Here is a 13,461-nt window from a genome sequence, read left to right as displayed (position 1 = left end):
ATGGCCGGGCTTGGTCACCGTATAATTTGCGCAAATCATTTCGCCGGGAATAACGTGCAACACAAAACCATAGGGCTCATCGGCGGCATCGGCTGGGCCTCCACCCTGGAATACTACCGCCTGCTCAATGAAATGCTGGTGGCGCGCATCGGCCCCGCGCATAGCGCGCGCATCATGCTGGTCAGCCTGGACCAGGCCGATTTCGTTGCGCACGCGGCGCAAGCCGATTCGCACGCCATCGAGCACTTCCTGGTCAAGGAAGGGCGGCGCCTGCAAGGTATGGGCGCGGATTTTTTCCTGCTATGCGCGAATGGCGCACACCGTTTCGCGCCGGCCGTTGTGCCGGGGATCGGCTTGCCTTTCATCAGCATCGTCGAGGAGACGGCGAAGCGGGTGCAGCAGTCGGGCTTGCGCAAGGTCGGCTTGCTGGGCGTAAAGCAGACCATGGCGGGCCGCTTTTATCACGACGCGCTGGAGCAATTGGGCATCGCCACGGTGACGCCCGATGCGACCGACCAGGAAGTCGTCCACGACATCATCTACACGGAACTGGTGCAGAATATTGTTACTGACGCCAGCCGGAATATCTTTCTGGATATCATCGAGAAACTGCGGCTGCAAGGCGTGCAGGGCGTGATTCTGGGCTGCACGGAGATTCCCTTGCTGGTCAAGCCCGGCGATGTCGACTTGCCGCTATTTAATACCACGGCGATTCACTGCGAGGCAGCGGTGGCGTTTGCCATCGAGCACTAGACGAGCGGGCAGTGAACGGCCACCTGAACAGGCCGCCGCTCACTGAACGGATTAGGCCGGCTGCGCGCCGCCCACATTGCGGCTGCGGTTTTCCACCAGCACGGAAATGCCGAGCACGACGATGCCGCCGCAGGCCAGCATGGCGCCGACCCAGCCCGTCGAGCGCAAGCCCATGCCCATGGCGATGGCGATGCCGCCGGCCCAGGCGCCCAGGGCGTTGGCGATGTTGAAGGCGGAATGGTTGAGGGCGGCGGCCACGGTTTGCGCGTCGCCAGCCACGTCCATCAGACGCGTCTGTACGGCCGGGGCGACGGCGATGCCGGCGCCGATGGCGAACAGGTTGATCGCCGTCAGCCACACATTGCTGCTGGTATAGGTAAAGGCGGCCAGGGCGGCCACATTCCACAGCAGCACGCCGAAGATGGTCCACAGGCGCGAACGGTCGGCCAGCCAGCCGCCGATCAGATTACCCACGGTCATGCCGACGCCGATGATGGCCAGCAAGATGGAAATGACGAGGGGGGACACTTTCGTGATTTCCAGCAAGGTTGGCGTAATAAACGTGTAGACGGCGAACATGCCGCCGAAGCCGATCGCCACCATCAGCAGGGTCAGCCACACTTGCAGACGGCGGAACACGCCCAGTTCGCGGCGCGGGCTCGAATCGCCGGCGGCGACCATCGGCACGAAGATGCGCACCATCAGCATGGTCAGCAAGCCCAGCGCCGCGACGAGCAAGAAGGCCGAGCGCCAGCCCAGAGTCTGGCCGATATACGTGGCCAGCGGCACGCCGAAGATATTCGCCACGGTCAAGCCCATCAGGACACGGGCCACGGCCTGGCCCCGCTTGTCCGGTTCGGCCAGGGCGGCCGCCACCAGTGCCGCCACGCCGAAATAGGCGCCGTGCGGGATGCCGGCGACAAAACGCGCCACGACCAGCAAACCATAGTTGGGGGCGATGGCGCTGAGCAAGTTGCCACCAGCGAACATCAGCATCAGACAGATCAGCATCAGCCGGCGCGGCATGCGGGCCAGGAAGATCGTGATCAGGGGTGCGCCGACGACCACGCCCAGCGCATAGGCGCTGATCATGTGGCTCATCTGCGGCAAGGTCGTGCCCAGGTCGTCAGCCACCACGGGCAGGATGCTCATGGAGGCAAATTCGCCCGTACCGATGGCGAGGCCGCCGATGGCCAGGGCCAGGTCGGCATAACCAGCGCCAAAAGGCGCGGTGACGCGCGGAATCAATGGGTCTACGGAGGCGTGCATGTTCTTGTTAGTTGGGTAAAGAATGACAGGGTGGAGAGGCGCGCTGTGGCCCGGCCGGAAGTGGCAATGCGCCACCGGAGTCGACGGCCGGCCGGTATTTTCGGGCTACAGGAACTGCCCAAAGACAACATTGTAAAAGATTCGGGCAAGCTCTGCTGGGCGATGGCTGAAATCTGCTGCACTGCACACAACCGCGATTGCTCTTGTTGTTAACGATAACACGGAATCTGCGCGATTCCGCCACAGGGCAGGCGAAGAAACGCTGGCTGTGGCGGAAATGGTCTTTGTGGTGTGTTACTTCGATAATGATTGCTGCAGCGCTTCCAGGCCCGCCACGTAGATGCCGTGGAACAGGTCCGTCACTTCCTGCTCGCCCACGCCGACCGGCGTGAAGCGGCCCGACCAGGTGACCCGCGCGCCATCGCTGCCGGGAATTGCGCTCACTTGCAGGTTGGACAGGTAATCCGTGACGGGAAACGGCGCCTGCAGAATGGAATAGCTGTAGCTGCGCGCCGCATTGTCGTACGCTTCCAGCTGCTCGACGATGACGTCGCCGGCCGGATTGGCCAGGTGGCGTATGCGGCCCCCGTCGCTTAATGTGCTGCTGGGAATGTAGGGCAGCCAGTCGGGCAGCGAGTTGAAGCCGCCGATCAGTTGCCACACTTGCGCCGGCGTGGCGGCGATGTCGATCGAGGTGGTGGTATGGGCCATGATGGTCTTCCTTTATATATTAGTTGCTGCCAGTTGGCAGCGGCGCGAATGCCGACACCAGTTGCTCGGCGCGCATGTCTTGCCAGAAGGCGGCGGGGATGATGCTGTTCAATGCTTGCTGGTCTTCGGCCAGGCGTTCCGGACGGCTGGCGCCGGGGATCACGGCAGCCACGGCCGGGTTGGCCAGCGAGAATTGCAGGGCGGCCGCCTTCACGCTGACGCCGTGGCGCGCGGCAATCGCCTTGATGCGTTCCACTTTCGCGATGATCTCGGGCGAGGCTTTCTGGTATTCGAAATGCGCGCCGCCGGCCAGGATGCCCGAGCTGTAGGGGCCGCCGACGACGATGTCGACGTTTTGTTTGGCCGCGGCAGGCATCAATCGCTGCAACGCCCGTTCATGGTCGAGCAGAGTGTAGCGTCCGGCCAGCAGGAAGGCGTCGGGCCGGGCTTCGGCCAGGTCCAGGGTCAGTTCCAGCGGCTCCACCTTGTTCACGCCCACGCCCCAGGCCTTGATGACGCCTTCTTCACGCAAGCGGGTCAGCACACGGAAGGCGCCCGTGCGGGCAGTTTCAAATTGCGTCAGCCAGTTGTCGCCGTGAAAATCCTGGGCGATGTCGTGTACCCAGACGATGTCGAGGTGGTCCGTATCCAGGCGTTTCAAACTGTCTTCGATCGAGCGCAGGGTGGCGTCGGCCGAGTAGTCATCGACGATTTTGTTCTTGCGGCCAAATTCGAACAAGCCGCCTTTTTCGCCCAGTTCGCGGCTTGCCGGGTCTTCCAGTTCATCGAGGATGAGGCGACCGACCTTGGTGCTCAGTACGTATTCGTCGCGGCGGCGCTGCTTCAGGGCGGCGCCCAGACGCAGCTCGGCCAGGCCGGCGCCGTAGAACGGGGCCGTATCGAAGTAGCGGATGCCCGATTCCCAGGCCGCGTCGACGGTCGCCAGCGCTTCTTGCTCGGGAATGTTGCGGAACATATTGCCCAGCGGCGCCGTGCCGAAACCCAGTTTGCCTGTCAGTAAGTGTTTGATACTCATGATGTTTTCCTTCAATGTGTGGATCAGTGAAGACAGAATAGCTGGACAAGTTAAGCCTGTCCAAGACATAATTGGCGTAACTTGAGTCCTGAAAGGTCTTACATGCTGGACATCCGCCAATTGCAATACTTCATCGCCGTGGCCGAGGAAGAACACGTGGGGCGGGCCGCCGAGCGCCTGCATATTTCCCAATCGCCGCTGAGCCGGCAAATCGCCCAGCTTGAAGACAGGCTGGGCCTGACCCTGTTCGAGCGCAGCGCGCAGCGCATCCGCCTCACGCGCGACGGCCATACTTTCCTGGCCGAAACGCGCGCTTTCATTACTCACGGGAATCGCCTGGAAGCCCTGGCGAAACGCCTGGGACGGGGCGACGAGGGCGGCCTGTGCATCGGCTACATCGAGAACGCCATGCATGCGGGCGTGTTGCCCGATGGCTTGCGCGCCTTGCGCGCCACGCGCCCGCAGGTGCACATCGCCCTGTACAACCTGCATTCGGCCGAGCAAATCGAGGGCTTGCGCCAGCGCAGTCTCGATATCGCGCTGCTGTGCGAACCGCCGCTGCCGGACGACCCGGACCTCGATTGCGCGCAAGTGCTGAGCGACCCCATGCTGCTGGCCTTGCCGGAAACGCATCCGCTGGCGCACAAGGCGGAGCTGACGCCTGAGGACCTGGCGGGCCAGGAGTGGATTGCCGTACTGCACAAGGAAAGCGTGCTGAAACACGATAACTTCATCGCCGCCTGCGCGCGCGCCGGTTTTACGCCCGATATCCGCATGGAAGCGACGGAACCGCTGACGGCGCTGGGTTTGGTGGCGGCCGGGCTGGGCATGGCCATGATCCAGCACAGCTTGCGCCAGCACGCGCCGGCCGGCGTGATCGTGCGCGCACTGCCGTGGTTCAGCTATCGCACGCCCTTGTGGCTGGCCTGGCACAAGGTCAACCTGCGTCCGCTGGTGGGGATTTTCCGTGAAACCTTGCTGGAGCAGGCCAGCGGTGTGGCCATGCCGGAGCAAAAAGACGTATAAATAAGGCAATCATCTGTGGGGAGATTGCCATGTTCGATCTGGATGTGCCGGTGTGGGAACTGGTGGCGCGCGCCGTCATCGTCTACCTTGCCTTGCTGCTGATGGTGCGCATGACGGGCAAGCGGACGGTGGGGCAATTCACGCCGTTCGATTTGCTCGTCGTCATGCTGCTGAGCGAAGCCGTATCGAATTCCTTGTCCGGAGGCGACGATTCCGTTCCTGCCGGCCTGGTACTGGCATTGACCCTGATCTGCCTCAACATGCTGATCGCATGGCTGAGTTCGCGCAGCCGCAAGTTCGCCGAGCTGGTCGACGGCACGCCCGTGCTGCTGGGGCGCGACGGGCAGATTTTTGAGGATGTCGTCAAGAAATGCCGGGTGGCCGGCGGCGATGTGGAGCAGGCGCTGCGCGAGGCCGATTGTCCGTTGGCTGACATGAAATGCGCGTTCCTGGAAGCGGACGGCAAGATCACCATTTTGCAAAAGGCGGGCTAGCGGCTTGCCCACGCTGCGTTTCCTTCCGCCGTGCGTCGCCTGCTATCTGTGTGATTCCTGCCGCCACGGCGAGCCAAGGCGGCAGGGCAGGCTTACAGCGTGGTCTGTCGGGCAGTTCGCAGCGGAGGCGGGGCCATGACAGGCGTCTTGGCCAGCTGTGCTTTCAAACTTGCAAATAGCGACCAGCAGGGGATGGCCATCTTCTGGACCTGTTGCGCCTGCGGGCCGCCGGGCAGCTTGCTCCACGGCCCCACGTTGAGGCTGCCATCCTTGATATTGATGCTGTAGAGGGCTGTGTACAGGGCTGGCGTATCGGTCGCGATGTAAGCGACTTCTCCGCCACGTTGTGCAGGTGTAACTGTGCGTGTCGTGATGCTGGCGAACAGGGTGCCATCCTTGCACGGCGACAGCGACTGGATGCCGATCAGCGGCGGGTAGGGAATCCTCGTCTGGGTATATCTGTCCCACCACGTTTTGCCCGGATGGGTATGCGTGTCGCCGATCAGCGCTTCGGGGATATGGCTGATCCATCTGGGCGATTTGATGATGCCGCGTATACAGCTGATGACCGAGGCGTGCGTGGCGCACGCCAGGCCCATCGGCCCGAAAACCCAGACGTAGTAGGGATCGACATCGATACCGGTATAGCTGCCCCACGGCGCTGGCACGTAGCAGCGGGTATTTGACTGGTCGACGTAAAGCTCGCCGGAAGCGGCAAGGGCGCCGTACATGATGGAGTTGTAATGGTCCGTCCCTTGCAGGAGGGCAGGCAGCATGGCGGCCCCGTCCGGGTCATCCGGCAATGTCGCGGGCGGATGGGTGATGGCGCGGACGTTGACGACGCCGGCCTTGGTCGCCGGCTGCCAATTTCCGGCCTTCAACTCTCCGCTGTCATTCAATTGATGCAGCTTGATGGAGCCTTGCCTGCCTTCATTGCGTGCCGTGTAGACGAACGATGCGTGGCTGTCGTCGGGGGACGGCAGCGCCCAGACGTCATGGAATTTATCACCGGATACTTCTTTCATGCCCGACACTTCAATCGTGGTCGGATCCATCCAGCCGTGTTCCATGTCGCCGTTATCGGACGCGCTCCAGTGCTGGCAGAAGAAAAGGTGATAGCGCGGCTTCAGCGAGCCCGCCTCCGTCTTTGGCATCGTCATGGCGAAGCGGCGGCCACGATTGCCGTAGCCGATCTGAAAAGGCTTCCATTCGCCGGTCCGCGTGACGGTGCTTCCCGTCGCGGCGTAGAGGTTCTTGCTCATGTTGGTGCCCAGGTGAACGAACAGGCCCCGGTCGCGGGCGACCGGTTCGATCGCCTTCAGGCATTCCAGCATCTGGGTATTGCCGTCGTTCCACAGCTTGGGCAGCGCCTCCATGTCCGCTTCGAGCCGTATCAAACGGTCGTAGATCGCGTCATACTCGTGCGGCGTGTTCTTGTAGTCCGGATTTCGAATCGAGGCCTGCTCCAGCTGCCGCCCCACCATTTCATGGTCGACGAGGGACTCCAGCAGTACATGGGCGAGCAGCGCATCGGCATAGGTGCGGCAGAAAACGCCGAGGATTTCCGGCCATTTCTCCAGGTCCTGGGTTTTTTCGTCCTTCAGCCATTCGGCGGTCATCCATTTGTCGTATAAAACGGAAATAATGGTAAACGCATTATTTATTGAAATAATGCAACTATCGAGACATTTGTGCACCTTCACCCGATTCTCCACCGTGTTCAAGGGCGTCGGCAGAATTTCGGACAGATCCAGTTTGATGCGGCCTATGGTCGCCATATATTGATCAACCGCACTGCCATTGGCCTTGACTTCACGCAGTTTTTCATCAGCATTCAACCCTTTCATCGCCTCAATGATCTGATCCTTGAGAGAAGGTTGCTTTGGCCCGAAATAGGTGAGCAGTTGACCGACAATGCTGAACAGGGCGCCGAATATCGCTCCGTACGGACTGGCGCCGGCTGACAGGCTGCCGATCAGCTGCATGCCAGCGGCGCAGATATCCATGATGGCGGCGCTGCCGTTGACATAGTCGCCCGACTTGAAGGCGCTGGCCGCGGACAGCACGCCCTTGACCATATTGGGCAAGTTCTTGTTGATGGCGTCCGTGACGTCCTTTGCATATTTCTTAGCATCCGCGCTGGAGTTTTTGTCGGCCAGGATGCGTTTTGCCCCTTCATACTCCGCCTGCATTTTCCGTGTCGCCGCCTCGAATGCCCTTGCTTGCGCGGGGTCCATGCTCGATTGCGCGTGCAAGGCCATCAATTCAATCTGTTTCTTGAGGAGGTCGAGATCGGGATCCAAGTTGTCATCCTTTCAATGAGGCATCGATACTGCTTGTATAAAGGCAAAATATTGCATTCATACTAATCTTGGCGTCGATGTGCGCAAGCTGTATTTGCATGACGGCAGCCATGCTGATGGCCAGGATGGGCGAATCGCTCTGATGTCATTCGGAGACGGCAGGCGCAAGGAATTTCTGATCCCATGGAAAATATTGACACGCAGAATATGAAAGCGACTATGCCTACGATAGTTGCCGGGCGCGGACGGGCGCTGCCAGCTTCGCTCAGATATTCTTGCTGCTTTTCAGGTGCAGGGGCAGCCACCACCACATGCAAATGATGAGTGACCCCATCAGCACGCCGGCGATGATGCCGGCGATGTGGCCGAACACTTCCGACATCACTAGGTTGGTGCCTAAAATAAACGCCAGCGCCAGGGAAAAAGCGCCGCACATCATGATGCGGTCGGCCACGCGCTTGAAGCGTTCGCGGTCTTGCAGCGGGCGCATCACGCGATGCTGGATGGCTGGCGCGCTAAGCAGCACCAGGCTGGTCATGGACAGGAAAAACGTCAGCAGGAAAACGACTTTTTCCGCCTGCACGATCTTTGCGAAGCCGCCGTTGAAGGGCAGGATGATGAGGAAGGCCGTCAGCATCTGCGCGCCCGGCAAGAGGATGCGCAATTCGCTGAGCAGGTCGGACAGGTCGCCTTCGTCGCCTGGCTGGCCATCTTCATCCTGGTGTGGCGTTTGTGGCATGGGGCCGTCCTCGTGGTGGTGATGGCGCCAGTCTACGCACAAGCGACCAGGCCGACTGTGGGCGGGCGCACCTTCAGACGCATTGCGTCAGAACCATTGCGCGTAGCGTTGGCGCAGCCGCCACAGGGGCGTCGAGACGATGGCCGTGGCGCTGTGCGAGGCGTCGTGGCCGCAATGGCCGCAGCTGTGGCGCCGGTGCGGCGCCAGCGCGAAGCTGCCCAGGTCCAGGTGCGGGTGGCCGCAGCGGGCGCAGTCGCTGCAGTCCAGCGGCGTGCCCGCCTGCAAGGCGGCGGTGAAGGCTTGCGCGGCGGGCGGCGTGATGTTCAGCTGCACGACGTCGGGCGGGAACAGGCCGGGCAGGGCGCGGCAATCGATGGCCAGCGCGGCCGTGTCGCGCGCCAGCAGGGCGCCGCCGTCATCGGCCCTGGCGCGCAGTTGCAGCATGCCATCGGGGCCCGGGCGCAAGGTTGTGGCGTGAAACTGGCTGGGGTCGAACAGCGCCGGATACAGCACGTAGCCCATGGGGCTGGCGTGCTGGCGGCAACGCATCTGCCGCGTTGCCTGCCAGTCGGCCACGTCGGCCTGCGTGCCCCAGTAGCATTGGTGCGTGCGGCACCAGTGGCGCGCCGCGCCATTGCGGAACTTTCCGGCTGGCAGCAGATCGCACACGATGATGGCGTCTTCGCCCGCGCCGGCGCGAAAGTGGCCCGTGATGTGCTGGGTGGTGACGGCAAGGTGGCCCGTGCTCGCTTGCAGGGGCCAGCAGATGCCGGGCAGGGTCAGCGGCGTAGCCAATGAGGCCTCTGCAAGGCTATCGGCTTGCCAGCCGATAGTGGCCCGGAATGAAAAAACCCGCCGTCTCGGGCGGGCTGTGCTGACGGGAATGCCTGCGGCATGGCCCCGTTTATTCTTCCGTATCGGCCAGGGTGACGATGGCGCGCGCCCACTTCGAGTATTTCAGGTTCGCCAGATCGCGCACGGTCTTGACATTGAACGCCTGCTTGAGCAGCTCAGCATCCTTCTCGCTCACGCCTTGCAGCGCATCGACGGGTGCATCAGCGATTTCCTTGAACGTCTTTTTTTCGTAAGCCTTGTCTACCGCTTTATTGATGTTCATGTGTTGATACTCCTCAGTAAGTGGGAAAATTAATTCTACACGTTTTTGCAAACTGTCAATTTACGCTTGCAAGTTGGGCCGAACTAAATATGATGGAGGTGGATGCCTCGACAGTGAGGCGATCTGTGCGTTCGCCTCAGGATTGTAATTATAGCATTGTTATTATTCATAGTATAATGATTTCCATGGCGCAGAATAGTCTGCGTTCATGCCGGACGCCGCAGTCATGCGGCACCAATCGATAGCGTTCAGGAGAATACGATGAGTTTGCTAGATCAAATTGCAGGACAGGCGATGAGCGCTTTGGGCAACAAAAGTGCTGACGGGGAAGCCCCATCGGGATTGATGGCCAGTGTGATGGACCTGGTCAACCAGCATGGCGGCTTGCCCGGCCTGCTGCAGAAATTCCAGGAAAGCGGCCTGGGCGACCAGGTGGCCAGCTGGATCGGCACGGGCGCCAATGCGCCTGTCTCCGGCGAACAGATCAAGGATGCGCTCGGCAGCGACACGATCAGTCAGATCGCGGAAAAAGCGGGCGTCGCACCGGACGCGGCCTCGGGCGGCCTGGCCGCCTTGCTGCCCCAGCTGATCGACAAGCTGACCCCCGATGGTCAGGTACCGGAAGGCAATGACCTCGTCAGCCAGGGTTTGAATATGCTCAAGGGCAAGATTTTCGGTTGATTCCCTGGCCTTGAAATGAAAAACCTCGCAGCAATGCGAGGTTTTTTTATGTGCAAGGTTTTTGGCAGAGAAGTGCGAGCGTCTGAAAAACGCCTGTGGCTAGGCGCGGCCCCGAAGACAGTACGAATAGTACGGCGAGGGGCAGGCAACAACGCCACGGGCGTTTTTCAGGCGGCGGCCATCATGCCGAAATATGGCTGCTCGACAGTCAGCCTGGCCGTACTCCCCTCGACCAGATACGAGCAATAGCGGCGCCGCTCGGCGATGCCGCCGCGCCGCTGCATCAGTTCGCCCAGCATGGCGACGGCGTCTGTGGCCATCTTTTGCACGGGCTGGCGCAGGGTGGTGATGTCGTAACTGAGCCAGCCCGAAGCTTCCAGCGCATCGAAACCGGCCACCGACATTTGCAGCGGCACCTCGATGCCCATCTGGTGACGCGCCGTGTCGAGGCAGCCGATGGCCATGATGTCGTTGCCGCAGATGACGGCGTCGGGCACGCGGCCCAGGCGGTCGATGACCTTGCGCAAGCCGCGTCCGCCGCTGGCGTAATCGTAGTTGCCGCTGACGACGATGGGCGCGGGCAAGCCCAGGGTCAGCAGACGGTCCAGCATGCCGGCCTTGCGTTCCTGCGCGACGGCCGAGTCGCCGGGGCCATCGATGATGGCGAACTGGCGGTGGCCCGCTTCGGCCAGGCGCGAGACGAGCAGGCGCGCCGCTTCGCCCTGGTCGCACAGCACGGCGTGCACGGCGTGTTCGCGCGGGCTGCGGTTGAACAGCACCAGCGGCACGTCGCGCCGGCCGAATTCAGCCATCTGCTCGTCCGACAGGCAGGCGGCCACGACGGCGCCATCGACCTGGTATTGCCACACGTCGCACAAGACCTTGCCGATGTCCGCTTCGCGCTCCAGGGTAAACAATAAGAGACGCTTGCCTTGGCGGGCGATTTGCTGGCTCAGGTCGGACAATACTTGCGGATAGTACAGATTGGCCAGGTTGGAAATGATGACGGCCACCAGATTCGAACGGCGCGTGATCAGGCTGCGCGCGGCCGCATTGGGGATGTAGTCGAGGCTGATGGCCGCCTGCATGACCTTGGCGTGGGTGGCTTGCGAGATGCTGGCGCCCGGCTTGAAGCAGCGCGAGACGGCCGATTGCGACACGCCGGCCAGCAAGGCCACGTCATACGAGGTCACGCGCCGTCCGTCGCCGGATACGGGGCGGGTGGCGGTGCTGGGTGTCCGGGCTACAGTATTCTTTTTTCGCATATTGGTCTGGCAAGCAACCTGTCTCAAAGTATTCCTGCAGGCCCGGCCGCTTGTGGCGGCCTGGGCGGGAAAAATGAGCATAGCGAAAATATTTCCATGTGGCAAGACTGTTTTCTTATCCATGTTGCAAATAATTTGATCTAATGGCAAGTGGTATGCCTGCTCCTCAATCGGGACTGTCGCAGGGGCCGCTGCCATAGGGGCTGATGCGTCCCGGCGGGTCCACGCGGCGGGCGCTGAAGTCGCTGGCCAGGGTGGGTAAGGGCAAGTCCGCCGTGGCGCTCGCTTCCGTGCCGCTGACCGCGCCCCGCACAGTCAAAGCGACGTTCACCCAGGAACCATAGTTGCGCGGATAACTGACGGTGACGGTAGCCATGCCCAGCGCGTCGCTCAGGCCGCTGGCGCTGGCGCTGACGGTCAGGGGGATGCCCGGGTCGAGCACGCCATTGCCGTTGCGGTCGTAGGCAGCGTCAAAAATGCCATTCCGCAGCACGTCCTCGTTGGCGCAGAGGTAATTGGGCAGGGCCAGGCGCCAGACGCCCGTGTCGGGGAACTCGGGCTTGTCCGCCTGCCACACGTAAGATCCCTTGGCATAGCGGCTGGGCCAGGCTGCGGCCGTGATGGCGACGCCGGGCACGGCGTTGCCGGCGCTGTCGGAAACGAACACGGCAAAGTCCTTTTGCAGCACGCTGGCCGAATATTCGCGCAGCAGGCTGCCCGTGCCCAGCTTGATCGACAGCGCTTGCCGTGCCACCGTCAGGCGCACGAGGGCCGAGGCCGCCGCTTGCCGCGCGCCCTCGATGCGGGCCTGGATCAGCACGCCATCGCGGCCGCTGTCGGCTGGTCCCGCCACGTACTCGGCGCGCGCCAGGCCGTCGCTGCCCGTCAGCACGCGGCCCGCTTGCCGCAGGTAGCCGCCGCTGGGGTCGCTCAAGATGGTAAACAGCACGGGCGCGTTCTTGACGAGGTTGTTGGCCGCGCCATCGCGCACCACGGCGCTGATGGTGCTGGTGCTGGCGTTGTCGGCCGAAGTGGTCGTGTTGGCGCGCAGCACGGCCGGCTCCGCTTGCACGGCCAGTTTGCTGGCAGGGCTCAATGGCGTGACGAATTCCAGCCGCGTCTGCGCCGAGGGGCCGCCGGCCACGGCCGCCGTGATGGTGGCCACACCCGCGTTGGCCGATTGCACATAGCTGCGCGGCAAGTTGCCATTGCTGAACATCAAGCTGGCAGGCAAGGCCTGGCTGCAGGCGCTGTCCGCAAACAGGCTGCCGCGCGAGGTCGACAGGCTGGCGCTGCCCGTTTGCGCCACGCCCGCCTTGTCGTAGCGCACGTCGATGGGCTGGCACGCCAGAGTGGCCACTTCCGCCAGCACGTCAGCGCCGCTGGCATCCTGCCCCACGGCCGGGCTCAGGCGCAGGTCGCTGCCGGCCACGGCATACGCTTGCGTGGCGGCGGCGCCCAGCGCATTGACGGACACGGCGTCCCTGCCCAGGCTGCCTGCGGTCAGGCGCAGCACCAGCTGGCCTTGTGCATTGCTGAGCGCTGCGCCGCCATCCTTGGTACGCACGCTGTTGCCGGCGCCCGTGCTGTAGGCGATGGCGGCGCCGGCCACGGGTTTGCGCGCCGAGTCGCGCACGGTGACGGTGAGGTCGGCGCCCTGGCCCAGCATCAGGGCGGCCGGCCCCAGCACTTCCACGGTGCTGCCCGTGACCGCTACCGTGCCCTTGCCGCTGCGCGTGCCGACAGTGGCCGTCACGGTAATGCTGCGGTTGCTGTTGGCGCCTCCCGTGCCCAGCAGGGCGCGCGCCTGGCCGTTCTTGTCCGTCACGGCATCGACGCTGCCGAGGATGCCGGAATCGGTAGCAAAGGAAATCTTCGCGTTGGGCAAAGCGAGGTTGGCGCCATCCTTGACGAGGGCCGTGACGGCCACTTCGCCGCCGGCCAGGCCCGCCGAGGCCAGTTCCGTGCTGGAAAACACGAGGTTGACGGCGCTGGCCAGGGTGGCCGGCTCGGGCGGCGTGACGGGCGGAATTACGGGTGGCGTCACAGGCGGGGGGGCGGGGGGGG

The 13,461-nt window shown here is 62.9% G+C and carries 13 protein-coding genes; 4 read left to right on the top strand and 9 right to left on the bottom strand.

The annotated features are described in order from the left end of the window. Positions 1–54: 54 nt before the first annotated feature. The gene (locus ASN89_RS19275; protein WP_058050400.1) at positions 55–753 is read left to right on the top strand and encodes an aspartate/glutamate racemase family protein; all 699 of its coding nucleotides are present in this window, start codon (positions 55–57) and stop codon (positions 751–753) included. Positions 754–804: 51 nt separating this feature from the next. Here the strand turns inward: ASN89_RS19275 and ASN89_RS19270 are convergent, their stop codons facing one another. The 3 genes from ASN89_RS19270 to ASN89_RS19260 form a co-directional block, all read right to left on the bottom strand. Further along, positions 805–2,022, bottom strand: a complete 1,218-nt coding sequence (locus ASN89_RS19270; RefSeq protein ID WP_035818476.1) for an MFS transporter — start codon at positions 2,020–2,022, stop codon at positions 805–807. Positions 2,023–2,316: 294 nt separating this feature from the next. Next, positions 2,317–2,733 carry an SRPBCC family protein gene (locus tag ASN89_RS19265; RefSeq protein ID WP_058050399.1) on the bottom strand — a complete coding sequence of 139 codons (417 nt, stop codon included), beginning with the start codon at positions 2,731–2,733 and terminating at the stop codon, positions 2,317–2,319. Positions 2,734–2,752: 19 nt separating this feature from the next. Further along, entirely contained in the window at positions 2,753–3,769 is a 1,017-nt protein-coding gene (locus ASN89_RS19260) for an aldo/keto reductase (protein WP_058050398.1), read from the bottom strand. A 102-nt stretch (positions 3,770–3,871) separates the two neighbouring features. Here ASN89_RS19260 and ASN89_RS19255 point away from each other — a divergent pair, with 102 nt between their 5' ends. Then, complete coding sequence (locus ASN89_RS19255; RefSeq protein WP_058050397.1) at positions 3,872–4,795, top strand: LysR substrate-binding domain-containing protein; 924 nt, start codon at positions 3,872–3,874, stop codon at positions 4,793–4,795. A gap of 29 nt (positions 4,796–4,824) precedes the next feature. Continuing rightward, on the top strand, positions 4,825–5,289 hold the full coding sequence (locus tag ASN89_RS19250; RefSeq protein ID WP_046685097.1) for a DUF421 domain-containing protein: 465 nt from the start codon (positions 4,825–4,827) through the stop codon (positions 5,287–5,289). 92 nt (positions 5,290–5,381) lie between these two features. Here ASN89_RS19250 and ASN89_RS19245 read toward each other — a convergent pair whose 3' ends face one another. From ASN89_RS19245 to ASN89_RS19230, 4 genes are all read right to left on the bottom strand, one after another. Beyond that, positions 5,382–7,592 carry a hypothetical protein gene (locus ASN89_RS19245; protein ID WP_058050396.1) on the bottom strand — a complete coding sequence of 737 codons (2,211 nt, stop codon included), beginning with the start codon at positions 7,590–7,592 and terminating at the stop codon, positions 5,382–5,384. A gap of 265 nt (positions 7,593–7,857) precedes the next feature. Further along, positions 7,858–8,331, bottom strand: coding sequence for a DUF6328 family protein (locus ASN89_RS19240; protein WP_046685099.1), 474 nt, complete (start codon positions 8,329–8,331; stop codon positions 7,858–7,860). A gap of 87 nt (positions 8,332–8,418) precedes the next feature. Then, a complete protein-coding gene (locus tag ASN89_RS19235; RefSeq protein WP_058050395.1) occupies positions 8,419–9,126 on the bottom strand; it encodes a hypothetical protein in 708 nt (235 codons plus the stop codon). 109 nt (positions 9,127–9,235) lie between these two features. Beyond that, a complete protein-coding gene (locus tag ASN89_RS19230; protein ID WP_046685101.1) occupies positions 9,236–9,448 on the bottom strand; it encodes a hypothetical protein in 213 nt (70 codons plus the stop codon). A 294-nt stretch (positions 9,449–9,742) separates the two neighbouring features. Here ASN89_RS19230 and ASN89_RS19225 point away from each other — a divergent pair, with 294 nt between their 5' ends. After that, positions 9,743–10,129 carry a YidB family protein gene (locus ASN89_RS19225; RefSeq protein ID WP_058050394.1) on the top strand — a complete coding sequence of 129 codons (387 nt, stop codon included), beginning with the start codon at positions 9,743–9,745 and terminating at the stop codon, positions 10,127–10,129. Positions 10,130–10,296: 167 nt separating this feature from the next. Here ASN89_RS19225 and ASN89_RS19220 read toward each other — a convergent pair whose 3' ends face one another. Further along, on the bottom strand, positions 10,297–11,322 hold the full coding sequence (locus tag ASN89_RS19220) for a LacI family DNA-binding transcriptional regulator (RefSeq protein WP_235502016.1): 1,026 nt from the start codon (positions 11,320–11,322) through the stop codon (positions 10,297–10,299). 238 nt (positions 11,323–11,560) lie between these two features. Continuing rightward, positions 11,561–13,461, bottom strand: a 1,901-nt coding sequence (locus ASN89_RS19215; RefSeq protein ID WP_235502015.1) for an Ig-like domain-containing protein, incomplete at its 5' end; no start/stop codon positions are given.

This window comes from Janthinobacterium sp. Ant5-2-1 (assembly GCF_001445815.1).
In the GTDB taxonomy this organism is placed as follows: Bacteria; Pseudomonadota; Gammaproteobacteria; order Burkholderiales; family Burkholderiaceae_D; genus Janthinobacterium; species Janthinobacterium lividum_E.
The sequence above is the reverse complement of the archived record's forward strand: the minus strand, read 5'-3'. Positions and strand labels throughout refer to the sequence as shown.

What these genes read in the sequence shown, in the direction of transcription:
- ASN89_RS19270 (WP_035818476.1), bottom strand. Translation starts at nt 2,022, where the DNA reads ATGCACGCCTCCGTAGACCCATTGATTCCGCGCGTCACCGCGCCTTTT.
- ASN89_RS19265 (WP_058050399.1), bottom strand. Translation starts at nt 2,733, where the DNA reads ATGGCCCATACCACCACCTCGATCGACATCGCCGCCACGCCGGCGCAA.
- ASN89_RS19260 (WP_058050398.1), bottom strand. Translation starts at nt 3,769, where the DNA reads ATGAGTATCAAACACTTACTGACAGGCAAACTGGGTTTCGGCACGGCG.
- ASN89_RS19255 (WP_058050397.1), top strand. Translation starts at nt 3,872, where the DNA reads ATGCTGGACATCCGCCAATTGCAATACTTCATCGCCGTGGCCGAGGAA.
- ASN89_RS19250 (WP_046685097.1), top strand. Translation starts at nt 4,825, where the DNA reads ATGTTCGATCTGGATGTGCCGGTGTGGGAACTGGTGGCGCGCGCCGTC.
- ASN89_RS19240 (WP_046685099.1), bottom strand. Translation starts at nt 8,331, where the DNA reads ATGCCACAAACGCCACACCAGGATGAAGATGGCCAGCCAGGCGACGAA.
- ASN89_RS19230 (WP_046685101.1), bottom strand. Translation starts at nt 9,448, where the DNA reads ATGAACATCAATAAAGCGGTAGACAAGGCTTACGAAAAAAAGACGTTC.
- ASN89_RS19225 (WP_058050394.1), top strand. Translation starts at nt 9,743, where the DNA reads ATGAGCGCTTTGGGCAACAAAAGTGCTGACGGGGAAGCCCCATCGGGA.